This is a genomic window from Pseudoalteromonas sp. SR41-4 (genome assembly GCF_014163985.1).
Lineage (GTDB): Bacteria > Pseudomonadota > Gammaproteobacteria > Enterobacterales > Alteromonadaceae > Pseudoalteromonas > Pseudoalteromonas rhizosphaerae.
In genome coordinates this window covers 22667-40065 of the sequence record NZ_JACJEI010000030.1, presented here as the reverse complement: position 1 = coordinate 40065, position 17399 = coordinate 22667, and the positions used below count along the sequence as shown (strand labels likewise).

Here is a 17399-nt window from a genome sequence, read left to right as displayed (position 1 = left end):
AAAAACCCGATCATCTAATACGCTTGGACTTATTGACTCTTTCACGCTATTACTTTTATCCACACTAGCTAACCCCTTTATTTACGTGGGCTTCAACCTAATTCCCGTTCAGTAGTCAGGATTTCAAATAAACGTATTATTTATTTAACTTTTACGGAGAGTAGCCCTTATGTCTTTTATTAAATTACCCTGTGCAGACTTTATATCAATCTTAAACCCTATCGCTCGCCTTGCTTGCTCTAACAAAAAGAGTAACGGTGTACTTGAGTTCGCTCGCATTCTTATTACGAACAAAGGTGGCAAGCTTGCCGCTTACGCGAGTGCTTCAAATGGTGGGCAGTCTATGGCGCGTAGAATAGAAAATTTTGAAAGCGATATAGATATGTTGGGTGAAGATAAAGAGGTTTTACTTTCAGGTGAAAAGCTTTTATCTATTGTTAGTGCTTATACGTCTTTTGATGCAAACGAGCCTGTAAAAATCTCATGGGATGATTTTAGCGAAAATGGAGGGTTAATTACTGCTAAACGTTCAAAAATGAAAATTGATACCGCAGACCCTAGCGCGTACCCAGCACCACCAAAGTTATACGCTGAACATTCAGTATTGACTATCCCCCTAAAGCGACTTCAAGACGTACTTGTGCAAGCGCGTGGCTCAGTGGCGGTCAACAACAGCACAAGACCTGCCCTAAATGGTGTAAATATAAAGCTAGACTGTTCAGCAAAAGCGATTTCTTTAACAGCTACCGATGGATACCGTGTTTACGATAATAAGCTTGATGTTACAAATTCTAAGAATGATTTCAATATCGTTATCCCCACTAAGTTAATTGATATGATTCAAGGGCTAAAAGTAAGTGATGCAAGTGAGTTAGTACGCCTACGTTGCGATACCAATTCATGTGAAATCACCTTCAAAAGTACACTTATTCGCTCTCAGTTACTTGATAATAAATTCCCTGACTTATCCGAATTATTTTTAAATGAACCAGATTGGTTGATGGATTTAGAACAAAAAGATATGGCTGATGCATTGGGGCGTTTATCTGCGGCCATTGATAAGCGTCTACCCGCTATAGAGTTATTGATTGACGATGAAACACAAGAAACACATTTACGCACAGTGCAAGGCGGGAAAACGCTTGGTGAGGACTACCTTAAATCAAAGGTGACTTTTAAACCTGAAAATGCGCTATCTGTAAATTTAAACTTCTTAATGCAAGCCGTGGCTAACGTAACAAGCAAAGTTGCGCGAATTGGACAACACCCGAAAGATAAATATCTTGTTATCCAAGGTGAAGATGAAACCAGCCGCATGATAGTGCTACCACTGCGAACCTGATCAATAGCCAGAAAATCGAAATTGGTTAGCATACTTATAACTTATTAAGTCTTGGGAAGATTATTAATGAATACTGTAACTGATAAAAATGAAACCGAAGCTACTACGCCAAATGCGTCTATTGCTTCACGTAGCATCACTGTTAACCCTGCTGAACTAAAAGAGTTTAAAGGGGGTAACACACGAAGAAAAAACGATAAACAGGCCTTTAACGAGCTGTGTGAGTCAATTCGTAATATTGGCATCATTCAAAAACCTGTAGTACGCACAAACAGTGAAGGTGAGCTTGAAATCGTTGTTGGCCACAGACGCGTTTCAGCGGCTATCAGTAACGGCTTAGAATCAATTGATGTTGAGCATAAAGAGCTTACAGACCGTGAAGCTATGGAGCAGCACCTTTGCGAAAATACAGTTCGTCAGGACTTAGACTTTGTTAGCCAAATTCAAGCGTCAAAACGCTGGTTAAGCTTTTTTAATGGCGATAGAGAAAGTGCAGCCAAGCGCCTTATGTGGAGTGTTAAAAAGCTAAACGAACGACTTGAGCTTGTTCATTGTTGTGATCAAGTATTGGACGCGCTAGACCAAGGCAAGATTAAAGCAGGTCATGCTTTGATTTTATCTATCCTGCCAGAGAAAATTCAAATCGGCACATTAAAACGTGTTATTGATGAGAAATTGACTGTCGCTGAGTTAAAGCAACGAGCAACTAAAGTTCAGTTGCCATTAGGTACGGCCAAGTTTGATAAAACAGATTGTAACTCATGTAAGCATAACAGCGAGCGCCAAGTGGGTTTGTTCGATTTAGGTGATGAACAAAGCTCTACCTGTTCGTTTGGCACATGCTACCGAAACAAGACACAGGCATATTTAAGTGACCAAAAAAATAAATTAGAAGAAAAATACGGTAAAGTTTTATTTTTTAGTGAGTCTAATCCAGCCGATAGACGAAAAGTTGATACAACTACCGTGGGTGAAGAACAATTCACTAGCGGTTGCGCCCTTTGCTCTAAGCGCATCAGTATACTTGATGACCGCCCAGCACATGAAGGCACTGTTATTGAAAGTCAGTGTATTGATGTTGACTGCAATGATAAGTGTGTTGCGGCACTCGCTAAAGCTAAAAAAGCAAAAACGAAAAAAATTCAAAAAAGTATTCCGAAATCCGAGAGCGACAATAAAGGTATTATTAATGAAGCGGATGCAGAAACAACTAGTGCGCCTGTCGAAACACTGGGAACTGTTGAGCCTGTTGCTTGCCAACCTTCAAACGTGGTCATTGAGTCTCATAAAAAGGAGCTGGTGGACTTTGCACGTAATGAGTTAAAAGATAACGAACTATTTAGATTAAGCCTTGCTGTTGCATGTGTAACCAGCGCACACTCTAAACAAAGAGGGTTTAATAATGTTGGTAAAATCGCTGCTGAACTTGCTTCAACCAAAACTAAAAAAGAAATTTTGGATGAACTTTCAAAATCTATTACTAATTTTATATTAACAAGTGATGGCGCTGATAATGCAAATGCATTCCAATTTTATGAATTAGCATTTCAAAGCATTGATGGGCTTGCTGATAAAGCAGTGCAAGAATGGCAACCGAGTAAAGAGAATATTTCAAGCTACACGATTGAGGGGCTTAAACAACTATGCTCTGGTAGTGGCTTTGCACAGGCCGCCAATGAACAGGCAGAGGACAGCTTTAAAACAATGCACTCGGCCAAAAAAAACGATTTCATTAAATCAATTTTAGGCACTAAATTTAACTGGCAGAAGTACGCGCCACCAGCGTTATTGACACTACTTAAACGCTAATCCCTTTTTACATAACTTCCCAACCCAAACCGCTATTTCCTGATCAGTAGCGGTTTTTTTCGTTTGTTTTACTATGTAGACACTTAAAACATAGATACTAACTAAACGAGATAACCATGTTGAACACTCTTAAAAAAATCATTGATAGCGCGACATTAGCGGGAGTAGCAATTAACGTTACTTCAAAAAACGACACTGAGCTTGCTATCGTTTTCACTCCTAAGTTAGCAGCATTAAGCAAGTCTGGTAAATCTGACATATTAGAAGATGGTAAGGCTAACGCTGAGAGCCATTTTAACCTTCGTGCAGCCCTATCAACCCCTTGGGTTATGACAGGCACACCTGAAAGCATAGAAACGCAATTAAATGACTTTTTGCATAGTGCTGGCACTCCATTAGAGCAAGCAAACTCAAATATGAATAACTCAAGCTTTATAGATGCCTTAAATAGCGCAACTAAAGCCGTTGAAGCCAACAAAGCCACTGCCGTAGCGCCTAAAGAAAATAATAAGCCTAATACTGCAACCACACCAGCTACTACAGTAGTTGAAAATGAACCAGCACAAGCACCTGTTGTAGTTCAAGAGCCACCAGCAGTTGAACACGATTTATTTAATGATTTCGATGATATTGTCAGCATTTAATTTTAATTAGTAAGTAAGGAACAAAAAAATGAATAAACTAAAAAGAATTTTCAAAGTGGGTGCGCGTGAGATTGATGCACCTTTACCAAATGGTTCTCTACAAGAAAATGTTGACCAATTAATGATTAATTTCCCTATGTTTCGCTTCACACATATTCTCGAAGTAGATGGGATACCGCAATCAGATGGCTCAATTCTTTACGAAGTGGAGTTACCGCCATGCAAAACGAACGGGTAACACCGCAAGCTCAATCAAATTTAGATTATTTGATTGAGCTTAACAAAACTGAACACAGTGATAACTCAGTAAAACCAAAAGCTAGTAAGCCAAGTGCAAGCATTAAATTTAAGAAGGAATACAAAACATGCGATTCATCAAAGGTTGTGGTTTTGAAACAAAAATTAAAAAAGATACACGCGCCAATAAACGTATTAAGAATGTTTGCACCGCCATTAATGTAACTAACCCATTAGTTAGCCTTACTGGTGAAACGCTTGTTTATGAAAACTCTAATTACTTTAATTCATTAAATGACAGTTACTATTTAAGCCAAGCCTCTGACTTTATTGAAAAATATTCTGGTGTTATTATTAATGCTATTGATTTTAATCTGATTCACCCAAATCAACTTCCCAATCTACGTCCGACAACGATTGATGAAGCAAAAGAATCAATTAATCTTGTTCGTAACTTGCTTGCTAACGTACCCGTTAAGCTTATTGAGCAGCTTATGCCGCATGTACACACTGCTAAAAAAGACTTGATTGCTGGTGGTGTGCCAAGTGAGCTAATTGAGGAATTTGACGCTCAATTTAGCCCTGATTTTGACTTTACTTACAACAATTCTGAACTTGTATTTGAGACACCTAATATTGAAGGGTGTTTGATTGTTAACATTGATAGTTTTCGCTCTAACTCTAAAGCCGCCAGTGCCTTAGTGTCATTATTATGCAAGGGTAACTTATTCGATCAAGGTCATAATGCATCTTATTACAACCACATGGAAAGTTGTGATCCAATCACGGACACCAAAATAATCGCACAAGTTAATAAGCTGCTATCGAGCAAGTTAGATTTAGACGAATTACAAGACCAAACTGCGTGGGTTAAGTTAGCGTTACCTTTGCTGGCACGTATTCAAAAAGAATATGATATTGAAATATCTGAGTTGCTTTTAATGAACTTTAATGACTTGGATGCAGAGCGATTGATGGCGTGTGATGAAGGTTATGTAGATGAACTTGCTAACAGCCGTATAAACATAGACTGTGAATTGGAGTCTCTGGTGACTTTTTTCCATCAAATGCTGACTAGAATCGCCAGTTTTAGCTATTTAGCATCAAGGTTTCAAGACCCTGATATGTTTTCAAAGCTTAACAACAAAAAGGCAAGTTCTGCTAAAATACTGAAAGCAATTTATGATGTTGCCAGTAAAGCAACTGACAATGGTTACTTAGAAATAGCTAATGAAGATCATATTGGACTTAGAACCTTCGTTTTAACTGATTACATGACTAGCGATAATGAAGCTGCCTACAGTGTGATTGACGATGTTTACAATCATGCTTATGAAGTAGACGAGCTAACATTAAGCTATAAAATATCACTGACAGACAGCAATATAACTACCGTAAAAAACACGTTGATTAATTCGTATTGTATGAACTTTTTATCTTTCCTTAGTGAGCGCGCAAAGCAATTTAATTTTTAGTTTGTGTATTCCCGTTCGGTAGCCTGAATTTTCAAATATTTTATTATGAACCTATATTAAATATAGGAGCGAATAGAATGTTTGCACAAAATAGTTCTGATGATTATATAAAGCAAATCACCAATATCGAAGAAATTGGTGGCATGAAAGGCCATTGTGCCATAGTTGTAAATCAGTATGAGTCATCTACCTATATTACTTACCATGACATTGATGCGAATAACAAAATCAAAGATGGTAAATTCATCGACATTGCTCAAGCAGTAAAAGCACTCGCCAGCTTGAAAGACGAGCCTATAGAAAGCGAATGTAACTGGATAGATACAGACATTTTGTATTCAAGTGACAATCAATTAATCTGGTATGTACCCGCTCAAAAAAGAGCGCTTTGGTTTGTAGCTAGTGAAAATAAATTTTCACTGAAAGTTCACACGCCACCTTTTGTTTTTTCCCTAAATCGTAATGCCCGAACGTTAAGAGTGTTTAGCTGTAAATCAAAATCTCGCCCAACCTTCGAAACGAAACTCTATAACGCACCATTGATGAATGTAAGTCTCAATGGCTCACTCTGCTTAGGCTCTGCGACATTGCCTGATGACGTTCAATCAGATAGCAAGCAAATACGTAATGCGTGTGAATCAGCGTTATTTGATACCAATTTTAGCCACATAAATAACCCTAAAACCTTTAAGAGTAAAAAGGATGTGACAACAGCGGGGCATGTTGCTTTATGGAAGAAGTTTGAAAAAGAAAATCGCGAACCTAAAGCGAGTGAACTTGTATTGTCTACCGTGTCTTTTAAAACATTAACTCAAGGAGTATAAAATGTATAAATCACCGCAATGGCTAACGGATAATGAATTTCAAAACAAAAAAACTAAAGTTGTAATTATTGGTGCTGGTGGTACTGGTTCTGAGTTAATAAGCCAAATTTTCAAAATTAATTACACATTAATGGAATTAGGTAGTGCTGGCCTAGACGTAACGTTAATTGACGATGATGTAGTTAGTCCCACTAATCTAGGGAGGCAGTCGTTCTACCATTTTGATCTCGGTTTATCAAAAGCAAAGACACTCATTGAACGCTTTAATACGTTTGGTAACTTAAAGTGGAAGTACGTAGTTAAACGAATAACTCCCGAAAATATAGGCAAGTATATTCCCAATAACTGTGTAGTTTTTACATGTGTCGATAATCCAATTGCGCGTGTCACCGTGGGTGAGCATTTAGAAAAGCGGCTAAACAGCGAAGTTTTATGGATTGATGGTGGGAACAGCAGGGCAGATGGGCAAGTAGTGCTTGGTACGTATGAACAGAGAGAAGACCTACCATACAGTCGCTTACCTTCTGTTTTTGACTTATATGCAGATCAGCTTAAAACACAGGAGTATATTGCGACCGAAAGTTGTTCGCATGTTGAAGCAATGAGATCACAAACGCTCGGTATAAATAATGCAATAGCATTGCAAATGACGCAGCTATTTTGGCAGTTAGTCCGTGAAGGTGAAATTAGGGCGCATGGCGCTTTAGTTGATTTAAAATCTTTTACTGTGAATGCCTTGCCAATCGCCCCAGAAATCTGGACAATGTTTGGCTTCACTGATAAGCGCACTTAATTTGGTGATGAAGGGAGCACACAATGAAATGAAAAGTTATAGTTTTATTTTCATCTGTAAACAAAGTGGCAAAGATATTCGTAAAACAGTTAATACTCAAGGGGAATGTGTTGGTTATGCTCTGGAACTGGCGGCAAAAGAGGCGGTTTCAAAGTTTGGTACGCAAGAGATTTATTTAGAATCATTTTCACTCAGTAATTTCTAAATCCATTTCTGTAGGTGTTCTGCATCTTAATTTAGCCCATTCCCAATCAGTAGCGCGATTATCTTATTCTGGCAAACTTAACTCATATTCAATCTAGTTAGGTTTGTCATTATGAAAATAGATACTTACCAAGAGCGCCGTGCTCGTATTAAAACCATTCCAGACTTACACAATGAAGTCGCTGACGCAAAGCGTACAAGCATGAAAGTTCGATTACATGCTAAGAGTCGCATACCGCTAGAACATCGTCACAGTACCGCCCTGTTGAAAATGTACCCTGAACTAAGCGCGCTTTATACAAAAGCTAAAGCGGTTGAGCAGAAACTTCAAATTAATTTTCTACGCATTAAAGCTAATTTACGTGAAGGCGACATAAGCGACCCTATACCTAAAAATGCAATTTGCCACATTAGACGTAAAGCGCGTAGCTATTTTCATGTTTTAGGTAAGCTTCCTAGTGCAGTCACTTTTGAGGGTTGTGAATACAAAAGCAATTCGTTCATGGCTTTTGTAAGCGATATTTCAACCACCAGCTATCAATAGAGGATTACCCAATGCTTGCCATTAAAACACCAAAAGAAATGAAAATATCACTCCTGCAATTGGCTAATATCTTACTGCATAGAGACTTTATGAAGTTGATCTTGAATAATAACCATCGCTTTGAGCAATTCCCTTTCGTGAGTGAGCTGGTGGAACGCGAGTCATTAAATGCGCTGGCAGAATTAAAGGTAGTGGCCAAAAGCGTAAGTGAACGCAGTGAATTTAGAAAAGCGGTATCGTTAAGTGATAAAGATTACATTATCAGCATAATCACTCAAGCATCGGCAGCTATCAATATACTCGCTGACTCAATGTGTCCAGACCCAGTAACAAAGCAATTATCTTCTTTTTCAGTACGCAAAGATGAAACATTTTTAGAGAAAGCGACTCAGTTCTTTGGTACAGACTTTGGGTTGAGTGTGAGTTCTTCAATCAGTATTTGCACAAGTGGGTATGAGGCAAGAGATAACTACAATGTACCTTCACTCTATTACTTTATAGGCTCTTATTTAAAGCTTAGGCATACAACTAGCTATATAACACATAGCGCCATTGCGGAAGGTTTAATAAATCATGTATTACTTCGAGGGCGTGATTACATGCTTAATGGCCATCCTGCAGATCTCTTTGCTCATGATGTTTCAAATATAACGACCGCTAAATTAAATGGCCTACAGGGTATTTATTTGCATGATGATGCGCTTATTACTAAAGCTTCTATCGAGGGCACAGCAAAGCCAGAAGGCAACTACTCAACCTATTATGATTTCTCTGAGCTAAGTCAAACTCGTTTTGAGTTGGTGGGATAAATTTACAGAGGGTGTTTTGACCCTCTCTATTTTTTTCACTTTCACTCAATAAAGGTAAAACTACGTTTAATTATTTTGTACTTCGAGAGAGAAACGAATGAGTATTTTAAATTACATATATAGATTTGTAAGGTTTTTTATTACTGCAACCTGCTTTACGATCATCTTAACAGCGTCAATTATGTTTATTTGGTTATCTATCCTTCCCCCAGTTCATATTGAAACAGATGCAAATGTCGCTATCAACGAAACTCAGTATGTTTTTGCTGTATTTAAAGAGAGCGTTAAATATGCATTATTGCTTATTAGCCTTTATTTCATAGCAGAACGCTGTCTATTGAATGCAGAAATGAAATCAGCCACATTCCAGAATTATAAAAAGGCCAGAGGGTAAATCTAGCTTAGTAGCCAGAAATGTAAATGATGCTTTAATAACCAAATACACCAATAAACTTTATAGAGAATTTTATTATGTTCAATCAAATGCTAGTTCTAGGTAACTTATTCCAAGACCCGATTCTTCGTTATACAGCGCAACGTACAGCTATCGTTAATATTCGTATCGGTACAAATACATATTACAAAAGCGATGGTGAGAATAAGAAAAAAACTGAAAGCCATGATGTTTTTTTTACAGGTTCAGTGGCAGAAAATATAAATACATACCTAAAAAAAGGGAGTTTGGTGTTTGTACTCGGTGAGCAAAGCACTTCTATTGAGAATAATTCAGTGAAAGGTAAAATTTATCATAAAAATATTAAAGGCCACACTATCAAGTTTTTAGATGGTAAAAAGAAAGATCATGCTTACACCGATAACAATGCAAACGAACTTGACGATCAACACCAAGATAATAAACCTGCACCCACTACTCATAACCAATCTCAACAGAAAAGCGCGGGAGTTCAGCAACAAGAACCACACAAGAGCGCCCCAAGACCTAGCAATCAATATCAGGCAATGCATGGGGAAGGCTTTGCACCTAACTCAGAATTTGAGTAAAACCATCAAAGAGTGCCACTGAGCACTCTTTTTTCTAATACCTACCGGCGACCCGAATTTAGTCCTGTATCATTCTCTTATAAGTTTCCCCCCTAATAAGATGCTGGCGAACAAGGATTATTTATAAACAGAATAATTATCCTTGTTCTTGTGTTGAAATACTCATTTTTCACATTGAATTAAAAGGAATGTTGTGTAAAATGAAAATCTGCTCTAGGGTTTGAGCAGAAAAAACTTTTAGTTTTGGTGTCGCGCCAGTTTTGAATTGGTTACTCTCCACTGGTGCGCCATTTCCCCATCTATTCCATATCAAATATCAAATATCAAATATCAAACATTTAAATTTACACACCCCTTTTTAGGTATCTCTATTTTTTAACTTCCTAGATTAAAAACGTTTTAATACGCTTATACATCTCATAAGCGGAGTAAATAATGTTAAAGAAGTTAATCTACACGAGCCTACTGGCTGCAATCTCATTTAGCGCACTGAGTATTGAGCAAAACGAAATCACTGACTTACAGCAAAAAGCCAGTGTGGGTGATACTTCAGCCCAACTTTTGCTTGGCCAGTTAATGCTAACAAAGCAAGTGAGTGTCGCGGGTGATTTAACCGAAAAAGGGTCTGAATTAATACTACGCGCAGCTAGATCAGGTAACCCAAAAGCACAATTCATGGTGGGCGTGTTGTATGAAAAAGGTGTTTTCGGTCAGGTAGACTTAGAAAAAGCCTATATCGCTTACCAAGATGCAGCTAATAATGGGTATGTTAAGTCGTTAGTCAACATGGCCTATATTAAAGAGCAGCAAAATGACTTGATTGAAGCGCGAAATTTGTATTCTCAAGCAGGTGAAAAAGGGGATGCACTTGGCTACCTAAATCTATACATTTTAGAAAAGCGTGAAGGGAAAACAAAACAAGCTGAAAAAGCGCTTATCGCAGCCGCTCAAGCGGGAAATGATTCCGCGCAATACATCTACGCCTCAGAATTATTAAAACTTGATACAGAACAACCGTTGAATGATGCCTCTCCTGCTATTTTGTGGCTTAAAGTCGCTGCCAAACATGGTAATAAAGACGCCATGACTGATTTAGTATCACTCTATGACAGAGGAACATTCATCAGTGCAGATTACCCTTTCATAGAATCAATTCTGAATAAGTTGCATTCAGAGGGCGACAATAACGCATCGTTCACCCTGGCTAAGTTTTACATCAATCATTACAAGTCGTACAGCAAGGCGTGGCCACTACTAACACAGGCAATTTCAAATGATGTCGATGGAGCATTACCTTACAAAAACTTAATACTTGATTCAAAAAAAGTAATAACGACCGAAAAAGATATTTATGTCGCGTCAATCGTGCAGGATAACGCACTTCCCCCAGTCCTAGTTATGGGTGGCGCACGTTTCAATGTTGTAGATGAACTTCATAACGGCAGTGTGTTTGTTGTTGAAGATGAACTAGGTGTTTATGGCTTTGCAGAGCAATCTTTATTAAATGCTGCGCAAGTCAATGAAGATATTCGACCAATGGCCACTCCTGCCCCTGTTGCCATTGAAACTGACTTGATTGATATAAAGTCACAGAGCGAAACTGAAACCAGTAAAAATGATGTTTTAGAGTTACAGAATGACATTGAAATCGATGAAGAGGTTAAAGTTCAGCCAATGGATCGAAATATTCAAAAGGTCGTTGCAGTTATTACTCGACCTGTTAACTTTAGAGATAATGCACACCCACAAAGCAATGTTATCGGTAGCTTAGATGCTGGTGATGAGGTTACTTTAATAGGTTTGGATGATTGGGGTTGGGCCCAGGTGGTGCATGATGGCACTGCTGGTTTTGTTATGTCACGAGCCCTTGATTATGACGACTAAATATAAGTGCACGCTATTATACACTTTCAGCCAGTATCGTTGTTTTACAATTGATGAAGCGAATCACACTTTCACTTCCTGATTATTAAGTTAAAATTATTCTGCAACAACGAGTTACCAGTAAGTATTACAAGAGAATTAGAATGGAAAAAGTACAGAGTAAAGTTGAGAGCTTGATAGCTCAACCAATCAAAGAATCGTTCCAAAGTAACAGAAGCGCTAACATAGGTTTTGCATGTGCTAATGGTGTTCAGGTACGAATAGCTAGACCCACTTCATGTGAGTGCTGTGGCGAACCAGTTAATGTTTTTAATGTCCGTGATGCACACCATTCTGTTGATAATAAAAGCTCTATCTTTCACCGGGTAATTTATTGTTCTAAGACAGATGCTTATCATCAAGATATATACATAGTTTTCAATTATCTATTGGGTGCTAAGCTGCACTACTTAAACAAAAACAATGAATTAAGTTTACCGTTAATGTCTTTTTCACTGCCGATCCGCAAAGCAATTACCTTTAATGCTTTAAAAGGCTTTAACGCGCTGAAGCGTAAATTAGAGTTTAATAAATAACATCTACCACTCAATGTAATCAAATGCGCTGTTCAGCGCATTTTTTTTGCCTATCTCGATACTATACTTTCATTGACTAATATCAGTGCATTAATGTGTATGTCCTTGCCTGGTATTCTTTTCCAGCATTTTCAATAATCAAGATTACGCCCTATTTCAATATATAACTCAATAAGCTTGTCAACATAGCTCAGTGGACCAAATAGTATTTCGACTATGGGTAACCGAATACTTACCAGAAACCCTTTCAGTAACTGTTTTCCAATCAGTAGCCCAAATATTGAATGTTGATACTATTATTTCATCAACTCACAACTGGCTTTTAATATAATGGAATCACTTTTCAACAAACGTTTACTTGAGGCGCAAAAGCAACTTGGTTTAACTAAAGGGTCTAGCCAAGAATTAATCAAATCAATTAAAGCTAAGTCTGAACGCTTTACTAAACCAACAGTTCACTAGGAGAACTCAATGATTATTTTCTTCGTAATTTTAATGGGTGTGTTTTTCTTGATTACTACTAGCTCATCAATGTTTGCTGATACTGCAACTGATGAGCAAATGCGTGAATCTGGTGTTCTATTATCCAATCAAGATAACAGTGTTAATTCTGACGATGTCGATTTTCTGTTAGAGTTTGATGGTACTTTACCTTCAAATTACTATTCAGATCCAGATAATCTAGTAGTGATGTCTATTAATGATAGTGAATAGTTTTAACAGTTAAATTAGATGCTGGGCTTAAAAACCAGCTCTAATAAATTTATTTAAGTATGTGTGTTAAAAAATCCCCCAATTAATTGTTCAAAAATAATAGCACTCAACTTTAGTATCATTAAGAAATAATTAAACTCGTATTTATGGGTTGGTTTTTTCTGAAATCGGGTGTTTTTTGATGGGTCATTGATGGCTGGGCAGCCGTGTGCTTTCACCTAATTGGTTATAGGTGACTTTCTTTTAGTAATGTTATTAACAGCTCGTAGTAAGGGGGGGAGGCTTTCTCAATATAGGGATGTTCTTGCTTTATGTTTTCTTCTAATTCATAAACTTTAAACGCAGGCACATTCAATTTTACAACTAACCGGTTAAACACCTGTTGTGGATTGGCCCCTGGTTTTTGTTCGCTCCCAACTTCCTTTTGTTTCTTTTTAATCAGCGACGTTACCTTTTCTTTCATCTCGCGTATATCGTCAGGAACATTGAATTCATTTTTAAGGCGGGCCTTAAATGCTTTTAAGCTATGGCTGTCGTGTTCTTGTATGGCCGCATTATTTTGCGCGCGTAAATGCTCTATTCTATTTGATTTATTTACATCAAATCCATTTTTAATATCGTGCTTATTTTGTGAGTTTATAAGCTTTTTAACGGTTTTTTTATTGATACCAAGGGATGTGAACAACTCAGGGGTGATGAAGATACGCATACTTTGATAGCGCTTTAGTTTAACGCTGTAATTCTGTTGTAGCATGACCAATCCTGCAGCAGCTAAATCCTTTAATGCATTAATTACAGGGTTGTAGTTTTCACGGCCATGGCGGTATTTGGCTGTTGGCCCTGATATGTGAAGTTGATTAACCATTTTGGCCAAAGCTTTAATGGACATTTTAATTTCAAATAGTGAATCTGAATAGGGTTTGTATGAGGCGCAGTAAACTAACGCCTTCATCGTTTCGCGAAGGGTTTGCTCTCTTTCTATTCGCATACGGTTAGTTCGCGCCGCGAGTACGAGGTTACTGAAACCAAGATTTACAATGCCACCAGCGTATCGCGCTTTGTTTAAGAACGTATTTAGTTTGAAATCATGCATTTCAATGCGAGCAACAAGGAGCTTCGCAATTGGATTTTTAGCTTTAAAATCGAAATGCGGAGTCAAATGCCTATGCACAGAGCGACCCGTTATTGCAGTGTCGCTCATGGGATGACACTACGATCAGATAGAGTAATTTTCATAAAAAAACACTTATAACTTAAATTTTAGCCAAAAAAGCCCTTGACCTTATTTTTATGTAGTTATAAGCTGTCCTGAGTTACGTGGGACTTACCAGTTGGCGCTGGTTGCTTACAACATTACATAAATATAAAACCTTTCTAGAACCGACTTTTATGTCGGTTTTGTTTTTCTATTGCTTAGCAATGTTATTTTTTTGTTATTTCTTCGTTGTGCTTAGCCTTAACTATATGTTAATTATTCAATTATTTATCGAAATTCGGGCAAAGGATACTTCGCTTAAATAGTTAGATCAAGATAATTCACAAATGATGATCACTTTTTTATGCTCATTTGTACCCTTTTCTAATCAGTAGCCTAAAATATCGAAATACGTATTATGTCTCTCAAGGGTTAGGCCGAGTATCCAACACTACTCTCCGTTGGGTATTTGGCCTTTTTAAATCTACCTTTGTAGTGCTTCTAACTCTTTTATCATTTTGTCCGCTTCCTTCTTTGCTTGTTCAATTATTTCATCCCGAAACTTAACTATATTTATACCTTTATCTTTAGCCATTGCGTTTATATCGCTTACGCGCAGATCTTTAAATTGCTTGTCTGTAGGCGCAGTTATTGTTTGGTTACTATCAATAATTAATACTCCCTCATCCTCCATCATTTTTATTAATAGCGCGAAAGCCTCCATTGACTCCGCTTGTGTGTTTCCATCACGCATAAACTTATCAATTAATCGCTTACCATTTAAGGCGATCACTTGAGATGGTTTTTTGCTTACTTGTTGCTGCAGCTGAGCTATTTGTTTTGTCTGTTGGTAAGTTTTAACGCTTACCAATAATAAAATAGCAATGCTGGAGGCTAAAATTAGTTTTGCTAAATAACCGGCCATTATTTTAGGTCCTTAATATCGTCTTGGTTCAATTGTAAGGTCATTCCCTTCTGAACTAAGAAATCTACTTCAATACCTGCTGGAATCTCTATAACAGGCCACATAGCCTCAGCAATTGCTAAGTAATATGAAGCTACACGCTCCATTGCGCTACTTGCACCTTCCATTATGCCTGCTCCAGCGTACTGGTTTAGGTTTTGGCTTTGCCATACTGTTGATGCAGAAAGCTCAGTATTAATCGAAGGTACTTGCTGCGGGGCAGCTGCACTTGCAAAACCTGACAAAAAGCCTGCTTTGATAGAGTTACCTATCGCTTTACCACTACGCTCGATTACCGTGCCACGTATACCGGTTAAACCATCTGAACTAGACACAGCATAAGCCGTTAATGATTTTTCAATGGCTTGGCCATCATTGGTAATACATGAAATTGCTTCTGCACGGATTTCAACACGTTCGCTTGCTAGGTTACCAATACCTGCACCAAGGACCATACACTCACGTATATCGAGTGAGAAAAAGTTAGGCATAATCGCTTCGCGTTTTACACGAAGTAAAATAGGGATTGGTGTATCTTGTGAACCTACTTTGGTTGGCGCCGCAACACCATTAATTAACGTGCCCGATAATATTGAGCCCATTGCTAATGTAAATTCACCTTTATCCCCTTTTGCTGACGGGTTTCTTTCGTCATTACTTTTAGCAATTTGTCCTTCACGACTATCGTCTACATTTTGACTGTCATTCGTCAAACGCTGAACTTTAATATCACTTATAGTTACTTCACCAGAGCGCTGCACTTCACGTATACTGCGTTGAGTAATTGTTCTAATAACGTTGCCTTTAATTTGCGGTGATTGCGTTATTATCTCAGTTTGCGGTCTATATAGTACATTTTGGTTTTGCTGATCTGCTTTGTAACTGACTGGCTCACCTTGTACTTGAAACTGTTTGCTAGGCAGCTTAGTGCTTATATCAATTGGTTTTGTGTTCGTAGCGTTCTTCCTTTTCAGCTCAAACATCTCATTTTGCATTTGCTGCATTGAAAGTTTCAATTGCTCAAGGTTTTCTGCGTCTTTGTTGTACTTAGCCTCCATCTCGCGCTCTTTATCGGCTAGACGTACTTTCATTTCATCTACAATACCTTCTGCTTCGCGTTGATCCATTGTGCCTAGTGTGTCGGATAGGCCCAGAATTGATGTAACGGATTGACTCTCTACTTGCTGTTCACTCATGGTGTCATCTGTAAACAGTGATCCACCTACAAACCAAAGAATAACAAGAAATATGACTCCAAGAATGCCCTTGCGTAACCATGGATTGTCTTCAATATAGGTTTTTATCTTTTCCTGCATCATTCACCTGCCCCCATTGTTAAGCGTGGTCTAGTCTGACCATATGAGTCCGCACTTGCCTTTTTCAGTTTACGAATAATATAAATCTCTGTTTCTTCACCAGGTTGTAAATAGGACTTTGGATATAGCGCAACCGATGTAACACCATCATTTAGACACATTTCTTCACGTACTTGGTAAACACGATCACTATCATTGTGTACGAGAACTACATCAATAAAGTCTTGGCTTCCACTTAATCGCTGGCCCGCTTCATGATATATAGCTATACGGCACGGATGTTTAAGGTAATTTGGTATATCGTTTGTTATTGAGTATCCAGCAGGTGTCTTACCTTGCGCTATCGGTTTTAATATTGAAACAATACTCTTTTGATAACTTGATGAACGCAGTACCGGTGCGTTTTGCGCTTCAAGAGTCGCTTTATCAATTTTTTTCTGTTTTTCCATTTCGTTAAAATGATTCAGCGCTTTTAACGTCATTTCAGCTGGCATATCTATATCAATATCTACCATGGCTGGTGGTGAAGCCATTGGTACTAATACGATAGAAATTTCAGATTCAATAACACCGTCTTCAGATAGTAATAAACTAATTGGTTGCATTGTTCGTAACGTCACATACAAGTGGCCATCTTCAACCTCAAGTAAAGCTTGCTCTGCGTTGGCACTCGTTTTAACAGATAAACTTCTAAAGTTGGTGCGTATGGCATTACTAAAACCCTGTCCGACTGGAATAACTATGTTTCTTCCCGGCTTTAGATTGTACGATTGTTCTGGTTTAAAACTTTGTTTCACCTTTTGTAAGAAATCAGGTTCATTACTACTTTTACTTACAGGAGCGTTCGACGTTGCTCTATTAGTTTCACTAGGTACAAAGCTATTAGTTGCAGCGCGCAATTCAGCGGCACCGTTGTAAGCTGGTTGACCCGCCGGTGTTGCATTCATTGGTTTTCTACCAAAGTTTGTTTGTATTGGTATGTCTAACCCTTCGTCTTGCGCATAGACTGCCGGCATTAAGCTCAGTGATAAACAGATAGATGCTGTTATTTTATTTATTAGTTTCATT

Annotated in this window: 20 protein-coding genes; 16 read left to right on the top strand and 4 right to left on the bottom strand. The window is 38.0% G+C overall.

What is annotated here, in order from left to right:
* The first annotated feature begins 169 nt into the window (after positions 1-169).
* The 16 genes from H5180_RS19120 to H5180_RS19050 all read left to right on the top strand — a co-directional run bounded on the left by H5180_RS19120 (position 170) and on the right by H5180_RS19050 (position 12856).
* Positions 170-1342, top strand: a complete 1173-nt coding sequence (locus H5180_RS19120; RefSeq protein WP_182758858.1) for a DNA polymerase III subunit beta — start codon at positions 170-172, stop codon at positions 1340-1342.
* A 66-nt stretch (positions 1343-1408) separates the two neighbouring features.
* Complete coding sequence (locus H5180_RS19115) at positions 1409-3151, top strand: PRTRC system ParB family protein (RefSeq protein ID WP_182758857.1); 1743 nt, start codon at positions 1409-1411, stop codon at positions 3149-3151.
* A 116-nt stretch (positions 3152-3267) separates the two neighbouring features.
* The gene (locus tag H5180_RS19110) at positions 3268-3795 is read left to right on the top strand and encodes a hypothetical protein (RefSeq protein WP_182758856.1); all 528 of its coding nucleotides are present in this window, start codon (positions 3268-3270) and stop codon (positions 3793-3795) included.
* A 28-nt stretch (positions 3796-3823) separates the two neighbouring features.
* Positions 3824-4033 carry a hypothetical protein gene (locus tag H5180_RS19105; protein ID WP_182758855.1) on the top strand — a complete coding sequence of 70 codons (210 nt, stop codon included), beginning with the start codon at positions 3824-3826 and terminating at the stop codon, positions 4031-4033.
* A 127-nt stretch (positions 4034-4160) separates the two neighbouring features.
* The gene (locus H5180_RS19100; RefSeq protein WP_182758854.1) at positions 4161-5507 is read left to right on the top strand and encodes a hypothetical protein; all 1347 of its coding nucleotides are present in this window, start codon (positions 4161-4163) and stop codon (positions 5505-5507) included.
* Between the two features lie 77 nt (positions 5508-5584).
* The gene (locus H5180_RS19095; protein ID WP_182758853.1) at positions 5585-6331 is read left to right on the top strand and encodes a PRTRC system protein B; all 747 of its coding nucleotides are present in this window, start codon (positions 5585-5587) and stop codon (positions 6329-6331) included.
* A 1-nt stretch (position 6332) separates the two neighbouring features.
* A complete protein-coding gene (locus H5180_RS19090; RefSeq protein WP_182758852.1) occupies positions 6333-7124 on the top strand; it encodes a PRTRC system ThiF family protein in 792 nt (263 codons plus the stop codon).
* A gap of 28 nt (positions 7125-7152) precedes the next feature.
* Positions 7153-7329, top strand: a complete 177-nt coding sequence (locus tag H5180_RS19085; RefSeq protein WP_182758851.1) for a hypothetical protein — start codon at positions 7153-7155, stop codon at positions 7327-7329.
* A 111-nt stretch (positions 7330-7440) separates the two neighbouring features.
* The gene (locus tag H5180_RS19080; RefSeq protein WP_182758850.1) at positions 7441-7872 is read left to right on the top strand and encodes a hypothetical protein; all 432 of its coding nucleotides are present in this window, start codon (positions 7441-7443) and stop codon (positions 7870-7872) included.
* Positions 7873-7883: 11 nt separating this feature from the next.
* Positions 7884-8681, top strand: a complete 798-nt coding sequence (locus H5180_RS19075) for a hypothetical protein (RefSeq protein WP_182758849.1) — start codon at positions 7884-7886, stop codon at positions 8679-8681.
* A 97-nt stretch (positions 8682-8778) separates the two neighbouring features.
* Positions 8779-9075, top strand: coding sequence for a hypothetical protein (locus tag H5180_RS19070; protein WP_182758848.1), 297 nt, complete (start codon positions 8779-8781; stop codon positions 9073-9075).
* 77 nt (positions 9076-9152) lie between these two features.
* Entirely contained in the window at positions 9153-9683 is a 531-nt protein-coding gene (locus tag H5180_RS19065) for a single-stranded DNA-binding protein (protein WP_182758847.1), read from the top strand.
* Positions 9684-10118: 435 nt separating this feature from the next.
* Positions 10119-11567, top strand: coding sequence for an SH3 domain-containing protein (locus H5180_RS19060; RefSeq protein WP_182758846.1), 1449 nt, complete (start codon positions 10119-10121; stop codon positions 11565-11567).
* Positions 11568-11710: 143 nt separating this feature from the next.
* Positions 11711-12142, top strand: coding sequence for a hypothetical protein (locus tag H5180_RS19055; protein WP_182758845.1), 432 nt, complete (start codon positions 11711-11713; stop codon positions 12140-12142).
* Positions 12143-12472: 330 nt separating this feature from the next.
* A complete protein-coding gene (locus tag H5180_RS23655; protein ID WP_259398326.1) occupies positions 12473-12604 on the top strand; it encodes a hypothetical protein in 132 nt (43 codons plus the stop codon).
* A 9-nt stretch (positions 12605-12613) separates the two neighbouring features.
* Positions 12614-12856 carry a hypothetical protein gene (locus tag H5180_RS19050; protein ID WP_182758844.1) on the top strand — a complete coding sequence of 81 codons (243 nt, stop codon included), beginning with the start codon at positions 12614-12616 and terminating at the stop codon, positions 12854-12856.
* A gap of 226 nt (positions 12857-13082) precedes the next feature.
* On the opposite strand, the gene H5180_RS19045 is transcribed toward H5180_RS19050, so the two are convergent.
* The 4 genes from H5180_RS19045 to H5180_RS19030 all read right to left on the bottom strand — a co-directional run bounded on the left by H5180_RS19045 (position 13083) and on the right by H5180_RS19030 (position 17398).
* Entirely contained in the window at positions 13083-14057 is a 975-nt protein-coding gene (locus H5180_RS19045) for a hypothetical protein (protein ID WP_182758843.1), read from the bottom strand.
* A 478-nt stretch (positions 14058-14535) separates the two neighbouring features.
* On the bottom strand, positions 14536-14976 hold the full coding sequence (locus H5180_RS19040) for a hypothetical protein (RefSeq protein WP_182758842.1): 441 nt from the start codon (positions 14974-14976) through the stop codon (positions 14536-14538).
* Positions 14976-16334: a TrbI/VirB10 family protein gene (locus tag H5180_RS19035; protein WP_182758841.1), complete on the bottom strand. Its 1359-nt coding sequence runs from the start codon at positions 16332-16334 to the stop codon at positions 14976-14978. Before H5180_RS19035 ends, H5180_RS19040 begins: the two co-directional genes overlap by 1 nt.
* Positions 16331-17398, bottom strand: a complete 1068-nt coding sequence (locus tag H5180_RS19030) for a type-F conjugative transfer system secretin TraK (RefSeq protein ID WP_182758840.1) — start codon at positions 17396-17398, stop codon at positions 16331-16333. Before H5180_RS19030 ends, H5180_RS19035 begins: the two co-directional genes overlap by 4 nt.
* Between the last annotated feature and the right edge of the window lies 1 nt (position 17399).

Bases quoted from the DNA above. Each gene is read 5' to 3' on its own strand.
- H5180_RS19065 (WP_182758847.1), top strand. From the start codon at position 9,153: ATGTTCAATCAAATGCTAGTTCTAGGTAACTTATTCCAAGACCCGATT.
- H5180_RS19080 (WP_182758850.1), top strand. From the start codon at position 7,441: ATGAAAATAGATACTTACCAAGAGCGCCGTGCTCGTATTAAAACCATT.
- H5180_RS19095 (WP_182758853.1), top strand. From the start codon at position 5,585: ATGTTTGCACAAAATAGTTCTGATGATTATATAAAGCAAATCACCAAT.
- H5180_RS19045 (WP_182758843.1), bottom strand. From the start codon at position 14,057: ATGAGCGACACTGCAATAACGGGTCGCTCTGTGCATAGGCATTTGACT.
- H5180_RS19055 (WP_182758845.1), top strand. From the start codon at position 11,711: ATGGAAAAAGTACAGAGTAAAGTTGAGAGCTTGATAGCTCAACCAATC.
- H5180_RS19115 (WP_182758857.1), top strand. From the start codon at position 1,409: ATGAATACTGTAACTGATAAAAATGAAACCGAAGCTACTACGCCAAAT.
- H5180_RS19070 (WP_182758848.1), top strand. From the start codon at position 8,779: ATGAGTATTTTAAATTACATATATAGATTTGTAAGGTTTTTTATTACT.
- H5180_RS19105 (WP_182758855.1), top strand. From the start codon at position 3,824: ATGAATAAACTAAAAAGAATTTTCAAAGTGGGTGCGCGTGAGATTGAT.
- H5180_RS19120 (WP_182758858.1), top strand. From the start codon at position 170: ATGTCTTTTATTAAATTACCCTGTGCAGACTTTATATCAATCTTAAAC.
- H5180_RS19085 (WP_182758851.1), top strand. From the start codon at position 7,153: ATGAAAAGTTATAGTTTTATTTTCATCTGTAAACAAAGTGGCAAAGAT.
- H5180_RS19075 (WP_182758849.1), top strand. From the start codon at position 7,884: ATGCTTGCCATTAAAACACCAAAAGAAATGAAAATATCACTCCTGCAA.
- H5180_RS19090 (WP_182758852.1), top strand. From the start codon at position 6,333: ATGTATAAATCACCGCAATGGCTAACGGATAATGAATTTCAAAACAAA.
- H5180_RS19100 (WP_182758854.1), top strand. From the start codon at position 4,161: ATGCGATTCATCAAAGGTTGTGGTTTTGAAACAAAAATTAAAAAAGAT.
- H5180_RS19030 (WP_182758840.1), bottom strand. From the start codon at position 17,398: ATGAAACTAATAAATAAAATAACAGCATCTATCTGTTTATCACTGAGC.
- H5180_RS19060 (WP_182758846.1), top strand. From the start codon at position 10,119: ATGTTAAAGAAGTTAATCTACACGAGCCTACTGGCTGCAATCTCATTT.
- H5180_RS19110 (WP_182758856.1), top strand. From the start codon at position 3,268: ATGTTGAACACTCTTAAAAAAATCATTGATAGCGCGACATTAGCGGGA.
- H5180_RS19050 (WP_182758844.1), top strand. From the start codon at position 12,614: ATGATTATTTTCTTCGTAATTTTAATGGGTGTGTTTTTCTTGATTACT.
- H5180_RS23655 (WP_259398326.1), top strand. From the start codon at position 12,473: ATGGAATCACTTTTCAACAAACGTTTACTTGAGGCGCAAAAGCAACTT.
- H5180_RS19040 (WP_182758842.1), bottom strand. From the start codon at position 14,976: ATGGCCGGTTATTTAGCAAAACTAATTTTAGCCTCCAGCATTGCTATT.
- H5180_RS19035 (WP_182758841.1), bottom strand. From the start codon at position 16,334: ATGATGCAGGAAAAGATAAAAACCTATATTGAAGACAATCCATGGTTA.